General features: G+C 31.8%; 25 protein-coding genes. 9 read left to right on the top strand and 16 right to left on the bottom strand.

Annotated features, from left to right (window positions below):
• Positions 1 to 73: 73 nt before the first annotated feature.
• The 4 genes from uppS to AAON49_RS05045 form a co-directional block, all read right to left on the bottom strand.
• The gene (gene uppS / locus AAON49_RS05060) at positions 74 to 826 is read right to left on the bottom strand and encodes an undecaprenyl pyrophosphate synthase (protein ID WP_349553095.1); all 753 of its coding nucleotides are present in this window, start codon (positions 824 to 826) and stop codon (positions 74 to 76) included.
• A 4-nt stretch (positions 827 to 830) separates the two neighbouring features.
• Positions 831 to 1493 (bottom strand): type IX secretion system protein PorG, encoded by a 663-nt coding sequence (porG, locus tag AAON49_RS05055; protein ID WP_349553478.1) that lies wholly within the window; start codon positions 1491 to 1493, stop codon positions 831 to 833.
• 121 nt (positions 1494 to 1614) lie between these two features.
• Positions 1615 to 2514 (bottom strand): NAD kinase, encoded by a 900-nt coding sequence (locus tag AAON49_RS05050; RefSeq protein ID WP_349553093.1) that lies wholly within the window; start codon positions 2512 to 2514, stop codon positions 1615 to 1617.
• A gap of 2 nt (positions 2515 to 2516) precedes the next feature.
• Entirely contained in the window at positions 2517 to 3176 is a 660-nt protein-coding gene (locus AAON49_RS05045; RefSeq protein ID WP_349553091.1) for a CBS domain-containing protein, read from the bottom strand.
• A gap of 60 nt (positions 3177 to 3236) precedes the next feature.
• On the opposite strand from AAON49_RS05045, the gene AAON49_RS05040 reads away from it, so the two are divergent.
• Together AAON49_RS05040 and AAON49_RS05035 are read left to right on the top strand one after the other, a co-directional pair.
• Positions 3237 to 3950, top strand: a complete 714-nt coding sequence (locus AAON49_RS05040; RefSeq protein WP_349553089.1) for a pyridoxine 5'-phosphate synthase — start codon at positions 3237 to 3239, stop codon at positions 3948 to 3950.
• A 4-nt stretch (positions 3951 to 3954) separates the two neighbouring features.
• Positions 3955 to 4719 carry an alpha/beta fold hydrolase gene (locus AAON49_RS05035; RefSeq protein WP_349553088.1) on the top strand — a complete coding sequence of 255 codons (765 nt, stop codon included), beginning with the start codon at positions 3955 to 3957 and terminating at the stop codon, positions 4717 to 4719.
• Here AAON49_RS05035 and AAON49_RS05030 read toward each other — a convergent pair.
• A complete protein-coding gene (locus AAON49_RS05030; protein ID WP_349553087.1) occupies positions 4716 to 6458 on the bottom strand; it encodes an aromatic amino acid hydroxylase in 1743 nt (580 codons plus the stop codon). The two genes, AAON49_RS05035 and AAON49_RS05030, sit on opposite strands and share 4 nt — an antisense overlap.
• Before the next feature lie 202 nt (positions 6459 to 6660).
• Here AAON49_RS05030 and AAON49_RS05025 point away from each other — a divergent pair, with 202 nt between their 5' ends.
• The gene (locus AAON49_RS05025; protein WP_349553086.1) at positions 6661 to 7356 is read left to right on the top strand and encodes an aspartyl/asparaginyl beta-hydroxylase domain-containing protein; all 696 of its coding nucleotides are present in this window, start codon (positions 6661 to 6663) and stop codon (positions 7354 to 7356) included.
• An 11-nt stretch (positions 7357 to 7367) separates the two neighbouring features.
• Here the strand turns inward: AAON49_RS05025 and AAON49_RS05020 are convergent, their stop codons facing one another.
• The 4 genes from AAON49_RS05020 to AAON49_RS05005 form a co-directional block, all read right to left on the bottom strand.
• Entirely contained in the window at positions 7368 to 7823 is a 456-nt protein-coding gene (locus AAON49_RS05020) for a GNAT family N-acetyltransferase (protein WP_349553085.1), read from the bottom strand.
• Between the two features lie 92 nt (positions 7824 to 7915).
• Positions 7916 to 8329: a large-conductance mechanosensitive channel protein MscL gene (gene mscL / locus AAON49_RS05015; RefSeq protein ID WP_349553084.1), complete on the bottom strand. Its 414-nt coding sequence runs from the start codon at positions 8327 to 8329 to the stop codon at positions 7916 to 7918.
• Between the two features lie 48 nt (positions 8330 to 8377).
• Complete coding sequence (gene alr / locus AAON49_RS05010; RefSeq protein ID WP_349553082.1) at positions 8378 to 9478, bottom strand: alanine racemase; 1101 nt, start codon at positions 9476 to 9478, stop codon at positions 8378 to 8380.
• Positions 9471 to 10082: a thymidine kinase gene (locus tag AAON49_RS05005; protein WP_349553081.1), complete on the bottom strand. Its 612-nt coding sequence runs from the start codon at positions 10080 to 10082 to the stop codon at positions 9471 to 9473. Before AAON49_RS05005 ends, alr begins: the two co-directional genes overlap by 8 nt.
• Positions 10083 to 10182: 100 nt before the next feature.
• On the opposite strand from AAON49_RS05005, the gene AAON49_RS05000 reads away from it, so the two are divergent.
• Positions 10183 to 10992: a DUF8457 domain-containing protein gene (locus tag AAON49_RS05000; RefSeq protein WP_349553080.1), complete on the top strand. Its 810-nt coding sequence runs from the start codon at positions 10183 to 10185 to the stop codon at positions 10990 to 10992.
• A gap of 9 nt (positions 10993 to 11001) precedes the next feature.
• On the top strand, positions 11002 to 11400 hold the full coding sequence (locus AAON49_RS04995) for a DUF6165 family protein (protein WP_349553079.1): 399 nt from the start codon (positions 11002 to 11004) through the stop codon (positions 11398 to 11400).
• Between the two features lie 6 nt (positions 11401 to 11406).
• Here AAON49_RS04995 and AAON49_RS04990 read toward each other — a convergent pair whose 3' ends face one another.
• Positions 11407 to 11754: an arsenate reductase family protein gene (locus AAON49_RS04990; RefSeq protein WP_349553078.1), complete on the bottom strand. Its 348-nt coding sequence runs from the start codon at positions 11752 to 11754 to the stop codon at positions 11407 to 11409.
• Between the two features lie 111 nt (positions 11755 to 11865).
• On the opposite strand from AAON49_RS04990, the gene AAON49_RS04985 reads away from it, so the two are divergent.
• On the top strand, positions 11866 to 12321 hold the full coding sequence (locus AAON49_RS04985; RefSeq protein ID WP_349553076.1) for a DinB family protein: 456 nt from the start codon (positions 11866 to 11868) through the stop codon (positions 12319 to 12321).
• 42 nt (positions 12322 to 12363) lie between these two features.
• Entirely contained in the window at positions 12364 to 13512 is a 1149-nt protein-coding gene (locus AAON49_RS04980; protein WP_349553075.1) for a cystathionine gamma-synthase, read from the top strand.
• 37 nt (positions 13513 to 13549) lie between these two features.
• On the opposite strand, the gene AAON49_RS04975 is transcribed toward AAON49_RS04980, so the two are convergent.
• From AAON49_RS04975 to AAON49_RS04965, 3 genes are all read right to left on the bottom strand, one after another.
• Complete coding sequence (locus tag AAON49_RS04975; RefSeq protein WP_349553074.1) at positions 13550 to 14353, bottom strand: THC0290_0291 family protein; 804 nt, start codon at positions 14351 to 14353, stop codon at positions 13550 to 13552.
• A 57-nt stretch (positions 14354 to 14410) separates the two neighbouring features.
• Positions 14411 to 16021: an Ig-like domain-containing domain gene (locus AAON49_RS04970; RefSeq protein WP_349553073.1), complete on the bottom strand. Its 1611-nt coding sequence runs from the start codon at positions 16019 to 16021 to the stop codon at positions 14411 to 14413.
• Between the two features lie 65 nt (positions 16022 to 16086).
• Entirely contained in the window at positions 16087 to 16773 is a 687-nt protein-coding gene (locus tag AAON49_RS04965) for a ComF family protein (protein WP_349553071.1), read from the bottom strand.
• A 139-nt stretch (positions 16774 to 16912) separates the two neighbouring features.
• Between AAON49_RS04965 and AAON49_RS04960 the strand changes: the two genes are divergently transcribed.
• The gene (locus tag AAON49_RS04960) at positions 16913 to 17476 is read left to right on the top strand and encodes a class I SAM-dependent methyltransferase (RefSeq protein ID WP_349553069.1); all 564 of its coding nucleotides are present in this window, start codon (positions 16913 to 16915) and stop codon (positions 17474 to 17476) included.
• A gap of 45 nt (positions 17477 to 17521) precedes the next feature.
• On the top strand, positions 17522 to 19063 hold the full coding sequence (locus AAON49_RS04955; protein WP_349553068.1) for a glycine--tRNA ligase: 1542 nt from the start codon (positions 17522 to 17524) through the stop codon (positions 19061 to 19063).
• A gap of 79 nt (positions 19064 to 19142) precedes the next feature.
• Here the strand turns inward: AAON49_RS04955 and AAON49_RS04950 are convergent, their stop codons facing one another.
• From AAON49_RS04950 to AAON49_RS04940, 3 genes are all read right to left on the bottom strand, one after another.
• Positions 19143 to 19640, bottom strand: coding sequence for a DUF3575 domain-containing protein (locus AAON49_RS04950; RefSeq protein ID WP_349553066.1), 498 nt, complete (start codon positions 19638 to 19640; stop codon positions 19143 to 19145).
• 58 nt (positions 19641 to 19698) lie between these two features.
• Positions 19699 to 20244 carry a DUF3575 domain-containing protein gene (locus tag AAON49_RS04945; protein ID WP_349553062.1) on the bottom strand — a complete coding sequence of 182 codons (546 nt, stop codon included), beginning with the start codon at positions 20242 to 20244 and terminating at the stop codon, positions 19699 to 19701.
• Between the two features lie 173 nt (positions 20245 to 20417).
• Positions 20418 to 20933, bottom strand: coding sequence for a DUF3575 domain-containing protein (locus AAON49_RS04940; RefSeq protein WP_349553060.1), 516 nt, complete (start codon positions 20931 to 20933; stop codon positions 20418 to 20420).
• Positions 20934 to 21239: the final 306 nt, after the last annotated feature.

The following is a 21239-nucleotide window of genomic DNA, read 5'->3' as shown; positions in this document are numbered from 1 at the left end:
ATTAGTTGTCTGAGCTTTTGCAGTAAAAGCAGATATTAATAGTAAAAGAAAAAACAAAAAAGTAATAAAAATGTTACTTTTCTGTAGGTGTAATTTGCTCGCTAGTTTTTCCAAATCTTCGTTCTCTATTCTGATATTCTATTATAGCATCAAAAAAATGCTCTCTTCTAAAATCTGGCCAAAGTATATCTGTGAAATATAATTCGGCATAAGCCATTTGCCATAAAAGGAAATTACTTATTCGTTGTTCTCCACTTGTTCTTATCATCAAATCAACGTCGGGCAAATTAAACGTATATAAATGATTATTTATAATTTTTTCGTCAATTTCTTCGATGTTAAGTTCGTTATTAACAACTTTTTTAGATATGTTTTTAATAGTATTAACAATTTCTTCTCTAGCACCATAGCTTAGTGCTAGTGTTAATACGATTCTTTTATTTTTATTTGTTTTATCAATAACACTTTGTAAAGTTTTTTGTGCATTGGAAGGTAAACTATCAATACTTCCAATAGCATTTACTTTTACATCATTTTCCTGAAATGTTTTTAATTCATTATTCAAGGAATTGATTAAAAGTGTCATCAAAGCTTTTACTTCAGTTTTAGGTCTGTTCCAATTTTCTGTAGAAAAGGCATATAAAGTAATGGCTTTAGTTCCAATTTCAGCGGCAGCTTCTATGGTTTCTCTTACGGCAGTTAAAGCATTTCTATGACCAAAAATACGATTCATACCCTTGCCTTTAGCCCAACGACCATTACCGTCCATGATTACGGCTACGTGATTGGGAACATTATGTGGGTCGATGCGTAATTTTTTGTCCATAAATCTATCTGCGATTAGCAAAACAAGAAGGTCTACCAAAAGTATATACTAATGAAACCCCCGTAAACATGTACCAATCGTTTGATGTTCCCCCGAAATCTAATGCAGGAAATTGACTGGTAGAATAATCTAACTTATCTGTAAACGTATATCTAAATGATGCTTCTACTGCAAAAGCAATTTTGCCATAAACCTTTGTTTTGAACCCAAGTCCAAAAGGAATTGCAACAGAAGTGTTTCTTGTAAACCTGTAATTACCAGGAGAAGTTTCTAATCTTGGCGTTTCGTAATCAACAGCGGCAACTTGCAACAAGATATAAGGTGTACTTATCTTATTTGTTGATGATAGATCGTATTCAAAAAAGTTATACTCTATTCCCACTGCGATTTCATTTACCTGATTTTGAAACTTAAAGCCTCTAGCTCTTCGAATGGCATTTTCAGATTCTGAGTCGTCTCCTAATAAAGAAAAACGACTAACTGTACCTCTTAATGCAATTCTAGGGTTTACATTGTATTTGTATAAAATGGTACCACCGGGATTATTTGGCTGTATGTAATTGGTACGCCCTACGTCTCCTACGTAATTAGTACCTCCCACAAAAAAACCTATCTCATTGATTTGCGAAAAACAATTGCTTGAAACGCAAATACATAGTAGCAACATTAAATACCTTCCCATCCTTAAAAATAGCGAGCAAATATAAATAAATCTATTTGCTTAATAAAGTTAATACCCAGTCTTTTTTGAATAACATTCTTTTTGATTTTTTATTGTAATTCAAAAGTTAAAGATTGGATTCGTTTCTGGTATCTTCTCCCCAAAGAAGCTTGCTTCTTAGAGTAGTTAAAAAAGATTGATTGGAAGGAATCACACTTTTAATGGTAAAAGGAGATTTTTCGATATAGATCTTTGTTTTTTTAGGAACCGATGTAATTCTAGAATCTAAAGAGATTAAGAAGTCTTTCTCTCTAGTGTCCACTTCAAGTTTTATAGCAGTGTCATCCGGAATCACCATAGGTCTTGCATTTAAATTGTGAGGAGCTATAGGGGTTATTACAAAGTTTTTAGAATTTGGTGAAAGTACAGGACCATTACAACTTAACGAGTATCCTGTAGAACCTGTAGGTGTCGCTATAATTAATCCGTCAGACCAATAATTGGTTAAATACTCATCATTGAGAAAAGTTTGAACACCAATCATAGAAGTTGTATTCTTTCTAGCAATGGTAATTTCATTTAACGCGAAAGAAATGTCTTTGAATTTTTTTACTCCGGGTTTAGTTCGAATGCTTAGAAGGGTTCTTTCCTGAATTCTATATTCTTTAGCAATTAATAAATCTATAGATTCTGAAATCTCATCTTTTTGAATATTAGCTAAAAAGCCCAGTCTTCCTGTATTTATTCCTAATATAGGAATGTTAAGATCTCTAACATAAGTTACTGCTCTTAGCATCGTACCATCTCCTCCGAGACTAAAAAACATGTCAAAAGAACTGTTTAAATCATGAAAACTAGAAAAAGTAGGGTATTTTTTAGATAAATGCTTGTGGTCTTTAAGAATCTTATAAAAGTTATCTTCAAAGAAAACAACAACTTTATGTTTCTCCAGAGAATCTAGCAGAATTTTAATTTCTTTTTCTGCATTTATTGTATAGGTTTGCCCAAAAACAGCTACTTTCTTCATGATTACATGTCTAGGTATTTCTGTAAATAATCTGAACGATCTTTTAAATCTTGCAAATAAAAATCATCTTGATGCAAGGATACAATATTATAGTTATAACGTCTGAAGGTTTGTATAACCTCATTAATGTCTTCAGAACTAATTTTAACAGTAACCTGAGTAGTTTCAGAAGTTTCACTAGAAATATACATTCCTAACAGCTTTCCATTATTGCTTTCTACAATCTGACTAATTTCACTGGCAGAATATTCTTTTTTAGATTTCGATGCAACAATCTCTACACCATTATTGTATAAAAAAGGACTAGAGGCGAAAGCATCTAAAACATCACTAAGTTCAAAATATCCCAAATATTGTTTCTCTTTGTTTAAAGCAGGCATCATATTACAATCATTATCTGCAAAGAGTTTTATCAATTCTAATAAAGTAATATTTTCATCAGCAAAGAAAAAATCTATCAAATGAGAATGTTCCGAAATTGAAGCACTATTGTCTTCAATAGTTTGAGTATCACTTTCAGAAATACACCCCAAAAGCTGACCGTTTTCTACAATTGGAATATGCGTAATGGGAAACCCTTTGAATAATTTTTGAGCCTCTTTTATAGAGTTCAAAAGAGTTAATTCTTTGATCTCATTAAGTATGTATTCTTTCAGATTCATTCCTTACGAATATAGTTTAAAATGACTAAATAGGTTACCTTTGTCTTTTTATTTAATGGAATGACAAAGTTAAGTGTAAATATTAATAAAATTGCCACATTGCGTAATTCTAGAGGAGGCAATGTGCCAAATTTACTCAAGGTTGCAGAAGATATTCAAGAGTTTGGAGCTGAGGGAATTACCATACATCCAAGGCCAGACGAACGCCATATTCGCTATCAAGATGCATACGATCTAAAGCCTATTGTAACAACTGAGTACAATATTGAAGGAAATCCGATTCCTAAATTTATGGAACTTGTTTTGGCTGTGAAACCTACTCAGGTTACTTTGGTGCCAGATAGTATTGATCAAATTACTTCCAATGCTGGGTGGGATACAATTACGCATCAATCGTATTTGCAAGAAGTGATTGCTGAATTTAAAAGTTCTGGAATTAGAACTTCAATTTTTATTGACACAGACCTTAAATTGATAGAAGCTGCTGCAAAAACTGGAGCCGATAGAATTGAATTGTATACAGAGCAATTCGCATCTGAATACGAGAAAGGTAATACAGATGCTGTGCAACCTTATGCAAAGGCCGCTGTTTTGGCTCACGAGTTAGGATTGGGTATTAATGCTGGTCATGATTTAAGTCTAGAAAACATCCAATTCTTTAAACAAAACATTCCTAATCTAGCTGAGGTTTCTATAGGTCATGCGTTGATCTCCGAAAGTTTATACTTAGGGCTGCAGAATGTTGTAAATATGTATTTGCACAGATTACAATAGTATTATGGAAATCTTACATTCAAGAATTGTGGGTGAAGGAACCCCTTTTTTAATACTTCATGGGTATTTTGGAATGGGTGATAATTGGAAATCTCTAGCCAATCAGTTTGGAGAACATTTTCAAATGCATCTAATAGATCAAAGAAATCATGGTAGAAGTTTTCATGCTGAAGAGTTTGATTATGAGCTCTTAGCTGAAGATTTGTATCACTATATAGAACACCATCAACTAGAAAAAGTAATTTTACTTGGCCATTCTATGGGTGGAAAAACAGCTATGTTATTTGCGGTTGAATATCCAGAACTGGTTGATAAATTAATTATTGCTGATATTTCTCCTAGATATTACCAACCACACCATAATGAAATACTAAAGGCATTAAACTCTATTGATTTTACGATTCATACTTCTCGAAAATTAGTAGAAGAACAATTGGCACAGTATATTCCAGAAGCAGGAGTAAGACAATTCTTGTTAAAGAATGTGTATTGGAGAGAAAAAGGACAATTAGATTTTCGTTTCAATTTGGATTCATTAACTGAAAACAATTCTGAAGTTGGAACTGCCTTGCCGTCGTTTACTAGTTTTGAAGGAGACACGTTATTCTTAGCAGGAGGTAGTTCAGGATATATCACAGAAAACGAAGTTCCAATTATCAAAGCGCATTTTCCTAAAGCTCTTATAGAAACTATTGCCAATGCTGGGCATTGGTTGCATGCAGATAATCCTAAGGAGTTTTATGGAAAAGTGGTAAACTTTTTACTTTAAACCCGATTAATCCCTTCTAGAATTAATGAAGAAAGATTTGAATTTTCATCTGCGATCTTCTCGAGATAGTTTGTAATTTCATTTTGAAGGTTATGATCTTTAGTCAACTCTAACATTTCTAAAGGCAATAACCATTCATTCTGATAATCGGATTGTGTTTTTTTGAAAATCTCTTGTAATTGAACCTCTTTCAAGTCTCCAGTTTCTCTAATATCTCTAACGGTTTGATAATAAGATTCTAGTTGTTTGGTTTTTTCTGATTTCTTAGGTTTAACGGTGAGTGTTTTAGAAACGTTGTACAAATTCGGAAATGAATTATAATCGGCAGCACCAGCAAAAGCAGATACAATTTCTTTTCCTACAACCATATCAAACATGCCATATTCAGGTTTGAAAAGGATTTCTTTTTTGTACGTAACCGTGCAATCTTTTAGTTGTATTAACATTAACTTTCCTTGTAGATTTCTAATTCCAGTTACGTTTAATCCTTTTACTTTAATTCCACTTTCAAATTCAAAAGACAACCATTTTCCATCATAAAAATTATAGGCCTTAAGGTCTACAGGCCCCATATCTTCAATAGCTAAATTGATGTTTTTTAATTTCCCTAACGGAGAACTAAAACCATGGGAATGAGTTTCTATTCCATGTCCGATAAGTTCTCTTTCACGATAAGCTAAAGCAGTTGGTCCTTCAGTCTTAAAGAAGATAACTTCTCTATCTTCATTTAAAATAACTCGAGAGAATTTTCCTGAAACTTGCAAACCAGTGCTTAATTCAATGGTTCCAACCATTTGAGATTCAATCAGTCTTTGTACACCTTTGCTACCGCCTTTTCTCAAACTCAACTTATTAGCAAATTCTTCTAAAACTTGCATCAGGTAAGAAAAATCTGGACTTACATACAATTGGGGTTGAGGTTGTGTAATATCAAAAGATTGTTCTATAGCATCTATACTATATGGAATCTTTTTTACCTGATCACTCATGCACCATTTACTTTCTCCTATAGAAGATAATAGTCCTGCACCATATATTTTTGGGTCTTCAAGTTCACCAATCAAACCATACTCAACAGTCCACCATTGTAGGTTTCTTATTTGTGCCATTTCAGAAAGTTCAACATTCATTTGTTGTAAACGATTTACTTCTTCTTCTGCAGACTTCAACTCATTTTCATCAACTAATTCTGCCTCTTTCAAAATAGAAAGCTTTCGAACAGCTTCGTATAAATCGATATCATATTTAGAAAGAATAGCTTTTGCACCCACTTCTCCCAAACGGCGTAGATATTCAGCATAATCTGGATTGGCAATAATTGGAGCATGACCTGCTGCCTCATGAATGATATCTGGAGCAGGAGTGTACTCTATATTTTCTAACTGACGTATATCTGAAGCAATAACCAAAACTTTGTATGCTTGAAACTCCATAAAAGCATTTGGAGGAATAAATCCATCAACCGATACAGCCGCCCAACCAATTTCCTTTAAAATCCGATTCATTCCGTACATACTTGGAATTGTATCAATTTCAATACCTGTTTTTTCTAAACCTTTGAGGTAAGATTCGTGAGCATATTTAGAAAGGTATTCAACATTTTTACGCATTACATAACGCCATACAGCCTGATTGATAGGCGAATATTCCTCATAATTTTGAGGTTTGATAAATTGCTTTAAATGTGGAGGCAATCTATCTATCAATTCATTGCTTTCGTATGTTTTTTGTTGCTTCATTTCAGGTAGTCAATAAAAAGGACAAAGGTAATTAATGTATACAATACTAGGTCTATAGAATTATGTTAAGAACTTATTGTGTTTTTAGAATTCCGTTATTTTTAAAACAGGTGTTTATACCCATTTTGAAGGTTAAAAGCAGAATCTAGTTGAACTCAGGTTCTGTATTTGTTATATTTGAAAGTAGTGCAAAGCCACAATTATGATGAATGTAAATGCTATAAAATTGCCTTTTCGATTTGATGGAAAAAGAATGAAGCAAGAATTGCAATCGATCTCAGACTCTTTTCAGTTGATAAAGAATGCATATACAGGAAATTCTTTGGTTGGAATGCATTTAATTCTACCTGCCAAAGATGGAGCTGTTAATGAGAAAGGAGAATCTTTTTATATGACAGATGAATTGAAAAAATGTTCTTACTTACAAGAGGTGTTGAATACATTTCAATGTGATAAGTTTACTTTCCGTGTACAAAACTTGCTATCAGAAGGAAAGATTGGAAAACATAATGATGGAGATAAAGGCCTTGGGAGCAAGATTGTTAGATTAAATATTCCTGTGTCTACGAATGATAGTGTTTATACGTTTTATAACGGTGAAAGAATTCTGATGGAAAATGGAGAATGTTGGCTGCCAAATGTGACCAAAATTCATGAAATGATTAATAAATCTGACGAGACAAGATGGATGCTTATGATTGATTGTGATTTGAATGATTGGTGGAAAGAAATCTTAGCAGATTTTGGAGTAGATTTTAGTAGAAACTCTCAATTTCAATATTATGAACTAGACGATTTAAAAACAATGAAAGAGAATTTCTTGAGAATGGGAGCTAATGTAGATGTGAAAATTCTTGAAGAAATAGATAATGAAATAGCGGCTAAACTAACTATGTAATTTTGTTACATTTATTTAAAATGTATTTTCATTCCTTCATGCGATTTTACAAACCCTAAATCTTCATAAAACTTAATCGCTTCAGGTCTTTTTTTATCTGTGGTTAACTGAAGCAAATGAGCATTCTTTTCTTTAGCTCTTTCAATGGCCCATTCAAACATCGCTTTTCCAATACCCAATCCTCTTTTGTCTTTTCTTATTCTTACAGCTTCTATTTGAGCTCTTATTCCTCCTCGATAAGTTAAGTATTGAATAAAAGTTAACTGCAAAGTTCCAATAATTTCAGCATCTTTATTTTCTACTACAATTAATTCTTGATTGTTATCAGTATTAATTTTTTGAAAAGCTTCAACATATTCTTTAGGCAAGGGGATTTGAAAATTCTCTCTTGTTTTTCCAAGTTTATCGTCTGCAATCATTTCTATGATTCTAGGAAGATCTTTTTCTGTAGCTTTTCTAAAAACCATTCTAAATCAATCAAATTTGTTGTTGTACGAAGTTAGTGTAAAAATAAAAACCCTGAGCTTAGCTCAGGGTTTTGTTCTAATGTATTGAGAAATTATTTTTTAGATAATAAATCTCTAATTTCTGCTAATAGTTCTTCTTGAGTTGGACCTGCTGGCGGTGGTGGCGGAGCTGGCTCTTCTTTCTTCTTCATGGCATTGATTCCTTTGATCATCATAAACATTACAAATGCTACAATAATAAAATCAATTACATTCGTTAAGAAGTCTCCGTAAAGTACGGCAACTTCTCCAGAAACTTTTCCTGTAGCATCAGCTACACCTTCTTCAATAACCCATTTAAGATCTCTTAAATCAGCTTTGAAGACCAATCCAATTAATGGTGAAACTATTCCCCCAGTAAATGAAGTAACTACTTGTTTAAAGGCAGCACCCATTACAAAACCGACAGCAATGTCGACAAGGTTACCTTTCATTGCGAATTCTTTGAATTCTTTAACCATTCCCATATTAGTTAATTTTAGTTAGTTAATAGAATCCCAAGTTAGAAAAAAAATTTAAGATGTCAATACCCTTTTAATTCTCTGAGAAATTGCAGTTAGGATTTCATAAGAGATGGTTTCAGTTTTTTCAGCCATGTGAAGAATATCTTCTTGAGTTTTAAAAATATAAACTTCATCACCTTCTTTACAATCAATTTTAGTAATATCAATCATAATCATATCCATACAAACATTTCCAATAATAGAAGCTTTTTGATTGTTGATGATTACGTAACCATTTTCATTTCCTAATTTTCTTGAAATACCATCAGCATGACCAATAGGAATGGTCGCCGTTTTAGAAAATCCTTTAGAAACAAAAGCTCTGTTGTAACCAACAGTTTCGCCAGGTTCAATCATATGGATTTGAGAAATAATAGATTTTAAAACATGTGTATTCTTTAGTTGCGAAGTTTCTTTTTCATCATTTCCAAAACCGTACAAACCAATACCGATACGAACCATATCGAATTGTGCTTGTGGATAGTTTACTACTCCAGATGTATTCAAAATATGAATCATAGGTTCATAATCTAAATGCTCATAGATTTGCTTTACGATGTATGCAAAATTATTAATCTGATTTATTGTAAAATCTTTTTCATCATGGTCTTCACTAGCAGCTAAATGCGAAAAAATAGATTGAATTTTAACATGTTTAGATTCGTGTATTTTAGATAGAATTAGAGGAATATCGTTGTGCCAAAGACCCAATCTATTTAAACCAGTATTAAACTTAAGATGAATAGGGTAATTCATCAAAAGATTTTCATCTGCATAGTCTAAAAAAGCAGCTAAGACTTTAAAATTGTAAATACTTGGTTCTAAACGATTTTTAACAAGCTGATCTATGTTTTGAATTTGAGGATGCAATACTAGTATTGGCATTTCAATTCCGGCATTTCTTAAAGCTTCGCCTTCATGTGTGTAAGCAACAGCAAAATAATCAACCTTGTCTTGTAAAAAAGAAGCTACTTGTAGGCCATCACTTCCATATCCAAAAGCTTTTACAACAGCTAAAATCTTCGTGTTAGATTCTAGCCTTTCTTTAAAATAATTTAGGTTGTGCTCTAAAGCTTTTCCATTAATCTCTAGAACAGATACATGATTATTCATTTTCCTCTTTTTCTTTCAGAGATTCGGCTTCTTTCATTGCTTTGTAGTAAGCAGCTCTACTTAAAGGTTCATACTCTTGAGTTTCGCCTAGAAAAACAATGTCGTCACTGGCAGCTTTTCTAAAACTGTAGTGAGCTAAATTTCCTGTTCTTGTGCAAACTGCGTGCACTTTGGTAACATATTCTGCAGTAGCCATTAATGCAGGCATAGGGCCAAAAGGGTTTCCTTTAAAATCCATGTCTAATCCAGCAGCAATGACTCGAATTCCTCTATTGGCTAACTCATTACATACATGAACTATCTCGTCATCAAAAAATTGTGCTTCATCAATTCCAACCACATCAACATCGTTGGCTAATAAAAGAATGTTTGAAGATGATGGAACTGGTGTAGATCGGATTTCATTAGAATCATGAGAAACAACCATTTCATCATCATATCTGGTATCAACAGCAGGCTTAAAAATTTCTACACGTTGCTTTGCAAATTGAGCACGTTTAAGGCGTCTTATTAGTTCTTCAGTTTTTCCTGAAAACATAGAACCGCAAATTACTTCTATCCACCCAAATTGTTCTGTATGATTTACGGTATTTTCGAGAAACATTTTGTAATTTTAAGCCTTGTAAGATTTTGTTTCGTACATTGTGAATGTAGGCAAATTTATTAAAATAATGACTTCAATATTGAATTAAAGAGAACAACTTATGCACAAAAAACTCGCTGCCGATCTAACTAGTTTAGCGCACAGTATTTTACAAATGAAAAATAAAGAAGATGTGTTTGCCTTGAAAAACAAAGCGCATGAGGTTTATGAGAAATTATCTGTCCTTGCATTTGTAGAAGAATATATAAACAATACGCCAAATCCAGAACATACTAAAGAAGAGATTTTAGAAAAAATAGAGCAAGTTGCTGCTGAAGTTGAAACGCCAAAAGAAGAAATTGTAAAGCATGATTTGGAAGAGGTTACTCAAGGAAAAACTGAAGAAGTAGTTGAAGAATCTTCTGAAGAAGTTCAAGAAGAAAATCTAGAAGCAGAAAACACTGATTTTGTTTCTGAGGAGCCAGAAAAAGAAGAAGTAGTTTCTGAAGCTGAAAAAGAAGTTGTTGCCGAAGAGGTTGAAGAAGTTGCAATAGAGAGTGAAGATTTATTTTCATTAGAAAGTCAACCTGAAGAAGAAAAAGAAACTCCTTCTTTAGATGAGGAATTGCAAGATACTATAGCTGTTGATGTTGTTGCCGACCTTTTTGAAAACACTCCAAAAAAATCATTGAATGATAAACTGCAGGGAGATATCCAAATAGGATTAAATGACAGAATTGCTTTTGTAAAGAATTTGTTTGATGGAAGTCAAGAAGATTTTAATCGAGTTGTTTCTCAACTAAATACACTTAAAACTGAAAAAGAAGCAAAGAAGTTCATCAATAAAATGGTAAAACCAGATTATGATTGGACCGAAAAAGAAGAGTTTGAAGAGCGTTTTATAGCTATTGTTGAACGTAAATTTGCCTAAATTAATTTTATGAAGATAGAAGTATCAAACGGAGAGATTATAGATAAGTACACCATTTTAGAAATTAAACTTTCTGAAATCAAGGATGAAAATAAACTCAAGAATATTCAAAACGAGTATAATGTTTTAACTCCTGATGTACAGAGTATATATTCGGCATGTAAAGACGAAGGCCATCTTAAAAAATTGCACAACGACTTATTAGAAGTAAACAAAAAACTCTGGAAAATTGAAGATGATATTAGAGAGTGTGAAAGAGCAAAAGATTTTGGACAAACATTTATAGACCTTGCTAGGGCAGTTTACTACACGAACGACGATCGTTCTGATGTAAAAAAAGAAATCAACGTATTTACTGGCTCAGATTTGGTGGAAGAAAAGTCGTACGAAGATTATAAAGACGAATAGAAAAAACTAAGCAATTTTATCTTTCAATCGCTCAACTTCTTTTTTACTGTTTCCAACAAAAATTTCATTTTCAACAATAAAAACAGGACGTTTTAAGAAGGTATATTCATCTAGAATAAATTGACGATAGTCTTGTTCTGAAATTGATTCACCTTTTAATCCCATAGCTTTGTATTTTTTAGCACGTTTATTAAATAATGCTTCATAACTTTTAGTAAAGGAATACATTTCTTCTAATTGAGAAACTGTAACAGGGTTTGCTTTGATTTCTTGTTTTTCAAATCCATCTAGATTCACCTCTTTTAAGATTCTTCTACAAGTATCACAGGTTTGTAAAAAATAAACTTTCTTCATAATGCTCTTTTTATAAAACAAAAACTGTATTAGGTAGTTATTTTTAGTAAGTTCGCAAGTGTTTAAAAATAAAAACAGTTTCAAACTGTTCGGCTAAAATAATCAGAATTCATGAAGACACAATTTGATATTCTTAAAAAAGGAAGAGAACTAACTATTAAAATGATTCAAGGGCTCACATTAGAGCAATTACATGTAATTCCAGAAGGATTTAAAAATAATATTGCATGGAATGTTGCTCATTTAGTCGTTACTCAACAATTGTTACATTATAGAATGTCTGAGAATGAATGTTTGGTTCCTGAAGAATTAATTGAATCTTACCGAAAGGGAACTTTTCCTAAAGATGTATTCACTCAAGAAGAGTTTGATGAAGTTTTGGAATTGTTCCAAGGATTGCCGAATACTCTTGAAGAAGATTATAATGAAGGGGTATTTACTCAATACAAGGAATACCCAACAAGCACAGGTTTTGTTTTAGACTCAATTGATACTGCAATAGCATTTAATAATTTTCATGAGGCGATGCATTTAGGAATCATTATGTCGCTTAGAAAATTAGTGTAATGTTTTGTAAATTTGTGCTACTAAAATTTGAAATTAAAACAAATGAAATTTAATACCAAAACGATACATGGAGGTCAAAAACATGAAGAAGCTACTGGCTCTGTAATGCCTCCTATCTTTCAAACTTCTACATATGCTCAATCTAGTCCAGGAAAACACAAAGGATACGAGTATTCTAGGGCAGCCAATCCAACAAGAACAGCATTAGAAAACAATTTTGCTGCTATTGAAAATGGAACACATGGTTTTGCTTTTTCTTCAGGTTTGTCTGCAATTGATTGCGTTCTAAAAATGTTGAATCCAGGTGATGAGGTAATTGCAGGTGATGATCTTTACGGAGGAACTTATAGAATGTTTACCAGAATGTTTGAAAAATATGGATTGAAATTTCAATTTATAGATATGAATTCTGTAGAGAATGTTTCTAATTCTCTTACAAAAGATACAAAATTGGTTTGGTTAGAAACACCTACAAATCCATTGATGAAGATTGCTGATATTGAAGAGATATCTAAAGTAGTAAAGAATAAAAACGAAGATATTCTTGTTGCAGTAGACAACACTTTTGCAACTCCATATTTGCAGCAACCATTAAATCTTGGTGCAGATATTGTAATGCATTCTGCCACCAAATATTTAGGAGGGCATTCCGATTTAGTTATGGGTGCTTTAATGGTGAAAGATCAGAAATTGGCAGAAGAATTACATTTTATTCAATTTGCTGGAGGAGCTGTTGCTGGTCCAATGGATTCTTTTTTAGCTCTAAGAGGGATAAAAACATTGCACGTAAGAATGCAACGTCATTGCGAAAATGGAAAAGCAGTTGCAGAATATTTATCAAACCATGATAAAGTAGGCGAGGTGTATTACCCTGGTTTTGAAAGCCACCCCAATTATACAATTGCTAAAAAACAAATGAAAGATTTTGGAGGAATGGTTTCTTTTCGATTGAAAGATGAAAGTCAGAAAGCAGCATTTCAGTTTTTAGAAAACACCAAAGTTTTTACTTTGGCTGAATCTTTAGGAGGTGTAGAAAGTTTGGTAAATCATCCAGTAACCATGACACACGCATCTATTCCAGAATCAGAACGATTAAAAATAGGAATCACAGATTCACTAATACGGTTGAGTGTTGGTATTGAAGATGTAAATGATCTACTTGCCGATTTAGAACAAGCATTGAATCAATAAAACATAGGAAAGAAAGGAATTCGAAAGAGTTCCTTTTTTATCTTTTAAAAATAGATAAAGGTTTATCAAAATTTAAATGATAAATTACACCAAATTGAAGATTTAACAACCATTCATTGTCTTTATTTTCAACTACATTAGCCTGTAATCCATCAACAGCGTCAGAAAAGAAAAATTGCCAGTTAAATTGTAAATTAAAATCTATCTTAGGGTTAAATTTATAACGTATTCCTGCACCAAATGTAGCCGCAAAAGTTGTTCCTTTACCAACATCTAAAGCTCCAGGAGTTCTCCATTTTGCAGGTAGCACATTAATGTCTTGCCTCCAATCTCCTAGAGTAGAATTTAATGTATTGCTAAACATACTATATTGCAAACCACCTAGTATATATGGATTCCATTTAATATCAGACCAAGGATATACAAAGTCTTTTAAACAACGTAAATAATATTCTAATTGAAAACCAACACTGGTAATATTGGTAGTACCTGTCATGGCACGTAATTGCATTCCTAATTGAGTATTTTCATTTACGAACCTACCATGATGTTGGAAATTCCCATTAGTAATAATGTTTAGCTCACTTCTTAAAGCTAAGTAACTCCAAATCTTATGATCAGCATTCCATCTAGGATCTTTATTAAAGAAATGTAATGTGTGAGTAAAACTTAAAGAAATAGCACTATTACCATAACTACTTAAGAAATTATTTCTAATACCATAGTCGGTTTGAATGGTAGCTGTTCCAGCGTGGAACCCAATATCATGAGTGAAAAACTGTGAATTAGCTCCTTGATAAGCTAATAACATGAATGCTATGGATGCGAGAAATTTTCTCAAAAGGGGTCTATTTTGAAAACAAATATATTAAAATTGATAATATTACTAACTCAATTTTTATTCCTTTATTGTAATAATGGCATTTAGACTCCAATTTGCCCTTACTTCTTGTACTTCAGAATAATACTCTACTACTTCTGCTTGTTTTTTATCTAGAAAATTTCCTGTATCCCATTTACCATTATTATTCTCATCATAAATAATTCGAATCTTATAGGTCTTTGGAATTAGATACCTAAATAAGATATTTTCCGTTTTGTTAGTTTTTTGTTGAGTAATCGTATTATCATTCTGATCTGTAAGTTGTATAATTACAGGTTTAGCTTGAGGATTTTGAACAGAAATTGTAATATCTCCATAATCTTCAATAGACTTGGTTCTAAATTTAGTTTGAATAGAATCGTTAGAATAATTAAAAATATCTGTTAAGGCTCCTGGATAAATATCAATTGTATAAAAAGATTCAAAATCTTTGTCAAATAAAAAACCAATCTTATTTTCTTTTTCAGAAATAAAAGGAGTATATGATATCTTTAAAGTGTCTTTATCAACAAAAGATACTTTTGAAGTATCAATTTTAATAATAGGATTGTTTGAAGAAAAGAACAAAGTGTCTTTGTAATCAATAATACCTCTAACATCTGAAGAAATAGTTAAAGAATCTAATTTCTTTTTTCTCAATTTCACGGTAACAGTATCTACAATATCATTTTTAGAAACTTTAAAAACCAATGAATCTCTTTCAATAGGAGTGTGCCATAAATTTAATGTGTCAGAATCTTTCGCGAAAAATGAAATGGTTTTAAAATCTTCAGGAACATCAGAAAGAATAGCAACTTTTAAGTCTTTAGCATTCCCTTCGTAACCAAAAATAAGTTGGCCTTTTCTTTCTTCTTTTGCTCTTCTGAATTTATAGGGTAGTACTTCCTTAAAAATTGAAATGATGTCTGTAATTACGCTATCTCTAGGAAGACTAATAGTATCTTTATAAAAACCTATTTCATCAATTCTGGGGTCAAAAAGATAATCACTTGCTTTATCTTTTAAAGCAAATAAAAAATACTTGCCATCTTTTAGATTAGAGAAGCTATAATTAGATGAATCTAACGTGCTGGCAACATAATTAGGCTTTACTTTATATACTGCAGAATCGGTGTAAGAAGTATCCAGTCTGTAGAGTAATAACTTTATATCTTTAATTGCATCAGATGAATAAGAGTTTTTAACACTACCTCTTAGGTTTAATGAATCTATATAATTTCCGGTAGAAAAAACATACTTAAACCGTTCTAGTTTATTGCCTTCATTATTGTCTTGTACACTATTTCCAAAATCAAATGTATAAGTCGTATTTTCTTGAAGTGTGTCTAGAAGTTTAATGTTGATATACTTACTAGGACTTCCTTGTGGTGTTATTAATGAAGGATTTGCAGGGTTTAAAGGAGGCGAAATAACTAATTGCTTATTCAGATCTTTTAAAGTGATGTACTCGTTAAAATAAATTTTAATTTCTTTTTTATCAAAATTCAGAGTCTCATAAGGAGGATCTGCAGTTACAAATAAAGGAGCGTCTTCATCCTTTGGTCCTCCGCTTGGTCTACCTTTTTTCGCACAATAGGAAAAAGATAAAATAAGTACAAACAATAAAAGATATTGGATTTTTTTCAACTCTTTGATTTTACTACAAATAAACAATATATTTTTTGGAAAATAATGTCACTGAATTGTTAATTTTAAGGAGTGATGGCAATCGTTACGATGCTAATTTTTATTTTTTCAGCTTTTAACAATTCTTTACAGCAAGCTTCTAAGGTTGCCCCCGTTGTAATTACATCATCAATTAATAAAACATGTTTGTGGTTGAGTACTTCGGGTTTATTGATGGTGAATTTAGAAGAGGTATTTTGAAATCGATCGATTCTTTTTTTTGATGTTTGTGTTTTGGTAAAAGAGATTCGTTTTAAAGCACCTTCCAAATAGTCAATATTTAAAACTTTGCTCAAACTTTCACCAAATAGAGTAAGTTGATTATATCCTCTTTTTCTCAATTTACTTTTATGCAGAGGTACAGGAATTATATAATCTATATCGTTAAAATTCTTAGAAGCTAACAATTTTTCTCCAAACCAATTTCCAATAAAATCACCAATTTCTTGATTGGCTCTGTATTTTAAAGCATGAATTAAATTTTTGGTTTTTCCAACTTCATTATAATACAAGAATGAAGCTCCTTTTTCCAACAGAATTCGCCCTTTAAAAGTATTGGTTAAATTGTTAGAAATAAAATTACCATTATCAACAAAAGGAAGGTCAAAACGACAACGTAAGCAAATTAGTTTTTCCTGATCTAGCAATTTTTCTTCACAACAAACACAAACAGAAGGATAGAATAAGTTGAAAAGATGTGATAAACTTTTCATTTTCATAGCATTTTAGTAAATATAACAAAAACAATGTTTTATGTGAATAAAAAAATAGCAAGATTAAAAATTTACATATTTTATGTAACAAATAATAGGTAAATTGTGTCTACTTTAAAACAAACCAAAAAATACTCCGTTGACAAATAGATATAATTTCTTTAAAATTGCTATTAAGAATATAAAAACCTCCGGAACAATTACTCCTAGTTCTCGGTTTTTAGCAAAAAAAATGCTTCGTAAAATAGATTTTTCCAAAGCAGAAATAATCGTAGAATTAGGGCCAGGTAATGGAAAAATAACTAAAAAAATACTTAGTAAGTTAAACTCTAAAGCAAAATTAATTTGCTTTGAGATTAATGATCACTTTTATAATGAGTTAAAGAAAATAGAGCATTCTCAATTAATCGTTCTCAACAAATCAGCTGAAACAGTAAAAGAAGAATTAGAGAAACTAGGTTATTCAAAAAGTTGTCATATTGTTTCAAGTCTACCACTCACAAATATTCCCGATGCTATTTCGCAAAGCATTCTTCATAATTCTTATGCTTCTTTAGAAGAGAACGGAACATTTGTTCAGTATCAGTACACACCTACATATTTTAAAAAGTTGAAAAAGGTTTTTCATAAAGGAATGACTTTAGATTTTGAAGTGTTAAACGTACCTCCAGCATTTATTTACAGATGTAAAAAAGTCGTTTAATTTTCTCTTGATAACTTTCATGAATCCTGTATCTTTGCCCTCATTATGGCAAAGCAAGAAGATCAGTTTAAGAAAGTAATATCGCATGCGAAAGAATACGGTTATATTTTTCAATCAAGTGAAATCTATGACGGACTTAGTGCGGTATATGATTATGCTCAAAATGGAGTTGAGTTAAAAAAGAATATTCGAGACTATTGGTGGAAAGCAATGGTTCAAATGCACGAAAATATTGTAGGAATTGATGCTGCAATTTTAATGCACCCAACTACATGGAAAGCATCGGGTCACGTAGATGCATTTAACGATCCTCTAATAGATAACAAAGATTCTAAAAAAAGATATAGAGCAGATGTCCTTATAGAAGATTATTGCGCTAAAATTGAAGCAAAAATTGATAAAGAAGTTGCAAAAGCAGCAAAACGTTTTGGTGAGTCTTTTGATAAAGAACAATTTCTAGCTACCAATCCGAGAGTTCTTGCCAATCAAGAAAAAATCAATACCATTCTATCAAGAATGGCACAATCTTTAGAAAATGAAGATTTGGCCGATGTAAAAGCTTTAATTGAAGAGCTGGGAATTGCAGATCCTTTAACGGGTTCTAAAAACTGGACAGATGTTAAACAGTTCAATTTGATGTTTGGAACTCAGTTAGGAGCTTCTGCAGACAGTTCTATGAAAGTGTATTTACGTCCTGAAACAGCACAAGGGATTTTTGTAAATTTCTTAAATGTTCAGAAAACCGGACGTATGAAAATTCCCTTCGGAATTGCACAAACAGGAAAAGCATTTAGAAACGAGATTGTAGCAAGACAATTTATTTTTAGAATGCGTGAATTTGAACAAATGGAAATGCAATTCTTTATCAAGCCAGGAACTCAAAAAGAATGGTATGAGCATTGGAAAGAAGCCCGTTTAAAATGGCACTTAAGTTTAGGAATGGGAGAAGAAAACTATCGTTTTCATGATCATGAGAAGTTAGCTCATTATGCCGATGCCGCAGCTGATATTGAATTTAAGTTTCCATTCGGATTTAAAGAATTAGAAGGAATTCATTCTAGAACAGATTTCGATTTAAAAGCGCACGAAGAATTCTCAGGAAAGAAATTACAATACTTTGATCACGAAGAAAATAAGAGTTATACACCCTACGTATTAGAAACTTCGATTGGATTGGATAGAATGTTCTTAGCAGTGTTTTCAAACTCTTTAGTTGAAGAAGAGCTGGATAATAATACCACAAGAACTGTGTTGAAGTTGCCAGCAGTATTAGCACCAACAAAGGCAGCTATTTTACCATTGGTGAAGAAAGACGGATTGCCAGAAGTGGCTCGCAAGATTGTAGAAGATTTGAAATGGGATTTTAATGTGTTTTATGATGAGAAAGATGCAGTAGGAAAACGCTACAGAAGACAAGACGCAGCAGGAACACCTTTCTGTATTACCGTAGATCACGATACATTAGAAAACAACACAGTAACCATTCGTCATAGAGATACGATGGGACAAAAACGTGTGAAAATAGAAGAATTAAGAGACATCATCAAACAAGAAGTAGATGTGAAAACTTGGTTGATGAATATGTAACGAAGTTTTACTGAACTTGTTTCAGTATCTGAATAAATAAAAAAGCCTGCAAATTTTGCAGGCTTTTTATTGTATCGTTTTAAAACTGAAATCCAACATTAACTCCCACTCTCGGAACAATTCTAGGAGATTCATCGCTAAATAAATTTCTTCCCAATCCTCCGTGAATATCTACGGTGAATCCTCCTGAAGAAATATACTTATAACCTATAGCCAAACCTAAGGCGCCATCGGTATAATTATCTTCTACAATAACACCGTTTTCAATACGATCATCATCTCCTGTGTTATATGATAAAAAGAGTTCTCCAAAAAGGTTCCATAAACTTTCTGTTGAGAAATAATGACGAACAAAAGGAGTAATACTCAAATTTTCATTGTAACGAAAATCAGAACTATCATCTTCAAAATTAAACAATCCAGAAACCCCAGCAGAAGTTTGCTCTGTAAAATAGTGTTCATAAGAAGCTGTTAATGTTTTCAACGCTAAAGCATCTGTAATATTTACTTTAATTTCTTCTTGGGCAATTGCAATTCCTGAATACAAAAACGCAATTAATAGGATTAATTTTTTCATTACAATAAGGTTCTTAAGATAGTATAACGTAAAGCTATACAAACTTAGTGTAAAAACATTAGAATCTATATCCTAAAGAAATACCAACTCTTCCTGCTACTTCGGTAAAATCATTATCGTTGTTTAGTAAATTTCTACCGATTCCTGCAAATATTTCAGTAACAAAACCACTTTTTGTTACCCACTTTCCTCCAACAGAAACTCCTAGTGAAAAGTCTGTTTGAGATTTTGTTGTGTAAGAGCTAGTCGTTATGTCGAAATTGTAGTAATAGTCTTTGTAGTTATGTAGCATTCCAAATGCTTCGATAAAGAATCCTCTTGCATACTTATTAGAGAAATAACGTCTGTAATTTGGTGTGATAGAAAAAGTTCTATAAGTATCAAAATCATTATTATCATCCAATCCAAATTGCAAGTCTATTCCAAAAGAAGACTCTTCGTTAATTAAGTATTCATAAGAAACATCAATCCATTCAGAAACAATAAGGGTTAATGCGTTAATAGTAACTTCATGTTTTTTATTTACATCTTGTGGATAAGAATCTTCTTGAGCAAAAGCTACAGTTGAAAAACAAAATAATAGAATTGGTAATAATTTTTTCATGTTTAAGTTTTTATGATTAATGAGTTGACAAATATCAATTAGCATGCCGAAATAGATACAGAATAAAATCAGTAAGGTTTTAGCAATTTTTCAACTTGTCTACTGTTAAGATGCTTAACATGCAAAAAGGTTGCTTCAAATAGTTATTAAAGTTTAAAAAGTTTTTAAAATGATTAAAAACCAAAACCAATACTTATTCCTGCTTTACCGGCGAAACGTTCTCCGTAAGAATTCTTACCATTAATTAGATTAGGCCCTGCACCTAGATGAGTTTGTAATATGAGTCCTTTTTTAGAAACCCATTTATAGCCAATCCCTAAACCTAAAGCAAAGTCGCTTCTAGTCTCAAGGACATTAAGGGTGCCAAAATGGAAAGTGCGATTAAAAAGATCTTTCTTTTGATGATATATAGCAAACCCTTCAACAAAAAAACCAGAAGCGTATTTTTTTCCTAAATAGCGTCTATAAAAGGTAGAAATTTCACTGTATTGGCCTTCATTAAAGGCTAATCTCATAGACATTCCAAGAGATGAATGTTTGTTTAAAGTTCTTTCAAATTCAAAATCAATAGCCCCAATAGCTAGTGAAAAGGCGTTAAATTTTACTTCAGTACGATTTTTTTGAAGCTCTTGTGCTTGGCCATAAGAAATAATAGCAACGAATGCTAAAAAGAAAAATGTTTTTTTCATAGTAGTGTTTTTAGTGAATGATTTTTAAATATGCTGAATAAACAGATTTTGCTTAACCAGCATATTTTAGCAATTTCTCCCAGTCTCACTTTTCATTTAAAAAGAAAAGAATCAACTGAGATAACGAAAAATATTAAAGTAGTTTTTCATGCATAAATTGATTTTTTGATTAATAGCTGAGCAATGATATTAGTAGTCGAAATACCTAGCTGTTAAGGAAAATATAAAATCCTAAGAAAGAATATTTTTTTAGGCAAGATTTAACGAAGATTCTATTTTTCTTAACAGAAATAGTTCTTTTACGTC

It is taken from the genome of Pseudotenacibaculum sp. MALMAid0570 (assembly GCF_040151415.1).
Lineage (GTDB): Bacteria > Bacteroidota > Bacteroidia > Flavobacteriales > Flavobacteriaceae > Polaribacter.
The sequence above is the reverse complement of the archived record's forward strand: the minus strand, read 5'-3'. Positions and strand labels throughout refer to the sequence as shown.

What these genes read in the sequence shown, in the direction of transcription:
- AAON49_RS05020 (WP_349553085.1), bottom strand. Translation starts at nt 7,823, where the DNA reads ATGGTTTTTAGAAAAGCTACAGAAAAAGATCTTCCTAGAATCATAGAA.
- AAON49_RS04995 (WP_349553079.1), top strand. Translation starts at nt 11,002, where the DNA reads ATGAAGATAGAAGTATCAAACGGAGAGATTATAGATAAGTACACCATT.
- AAON49_RS04945 (WP_349553062.1), bottom strand. Translation starts at nt 20,244, where the DNA reads ATGAAAAAATTATTACCAATTCTATTATTTTGTTTTTCAACTGTAGCT.
- AAON49_RS05005 (WP_349553081.1), bottom strand. Translation starts at nt 10,082, where the DNA reads ATGTTTCTCGAAAATACCGTAAATCATACAGAACAATTTGGGTGGATA.
- AAON49_RS05000 (WP_349553080.1), top strand. Translation starts at nt 10,183, where the DNA reads ATGCACAAAAAACTCGCTGCCGATCTAACTAGTTTAGCGCACAGTATT.
- uppS (WP_349553095.1), bottom strand. Translation starts at nt 826, where the DNA reads ATGGACAAAAAATTACGCATCGACCCACATAATGTTCCCAATCACGTA.
- AAON49_RS04940 (WP_349553060.1), bottom strand. Translation starts at nt 20,933, where the DNA reads ATGAAAAAAACATTTTTCTTTTTAGCATTCGTTGCTATTATTTCTTAT.
- AAON49_RS05025 (WP_349553086.1), top strand. Translation starts at nt 6,661, where the DNA reads ATGATGAATGTAAATGCTATAAAATTGCCTTTTCGATTTGATGGAAAA.
- AAON49_RS04965 (WP_349553071.1), bottom strand. Translation starts at nt 16,773, where the DNA reads ATGAAAAGTTTATCACATCTTTTCAACTTATTCTATCCTTCTGTTTGT.
- AAON49_RS05040 (WP_349553089.1), top strand. Translation starts at nt 3,237, where the DNA reads ATGACAAAGTTAAGTGTAAATATTAATAAAATTGCCACATTGCGTAAT.
- AAON49_RS04985 (WP_349553076.1), top strand. Translation starts at nt 11,866, where the DNA reads ATGAAGACACAATTTGATATTCTTAAAAAAGGAAGAGAACTAACTATT.
- mscL (WP_349553084.1), bottom strand. Translation starts at nt 8,329, where the DNA reads ATGGGAATGGTTAAAGAATTCAAAGAATTCGCAATGAAAGGTAACCTT.
- AAON49_RS05035 (WP_349553088.1), top strand. Translation starts at nt 3,955, where the DNA reads ATGGAAATCTTACATTCAAGAATTGTGGGTGAAGGAACCCCTTTTTTA.
- porG (WP_349553478.1), bottom strand. Translation starts at nt 1,493, where the DNA reads ATGTTGCTACTATGTATTTGCGTTTCAAGCAATTGTTTTTCGCAAATC.
- AAON49_RS04950 (WP_349553066.1), bottom strand. Translation starts at nt 19,640, where the DNA reads ATGAAAAAATTAATCCTATTAATTGCGTTTTTGTATTCAGGAATTGCA.
- AAON49_RS04990 (WP_349553078.1), bottom strand. Translation starts at nt 11,754, where the DNA reads ATGAAGAAAGTTTATTTTTTACAAACCTGTGATACTTGTAGAAGAATC.
- AAON49_RS04980 (WP_349553075.1), top strand. Translation starts at nt 12,364, where the DNA reads ATGAAATTTAATACCAAAACGATACATGGAGGTCAAAAACATGAAGAA.
- AAON49_RS05045 (WP_349553091.1), bottom strand. Translation starts at nt 3,176, where the DNA reads ATGAATCTGAAAGAATACATACTTAATGAGATCAAAGAATTAACTCTT.
- alr (WP_349553082.1), bottom strand. Translation starts at nt 9,478, where the DNA reads ATGAATAATCATGTATCTGTTCTAGAGATTAATGGAAAAGCTTTAGAG.
- AAON49_RS04955 (WP_349553068.1), top strand. Translation starts at nt 17,522, where the DNA reads ATGGCAAAGCAAGAAGATCAGTTTAAGAAAGTAATATCGCATGCGAAA.
- AAON49_RS05050 (WP_349553093.1), bottom strand. Translation starts at nt 2,514, where the DNA reads ATGAAGAAAGTAGCTGTTTTTGGGCAAACCTATACAATAAATGCAGAA.
- AAON49_RS05030 (WP_349553087.1), bottom strand. Translation starts at nt 6,458, where the DNA reads ATGAAGCAACAAAAAACATACGAAAGCAATGAATTGATAGATAGATTG.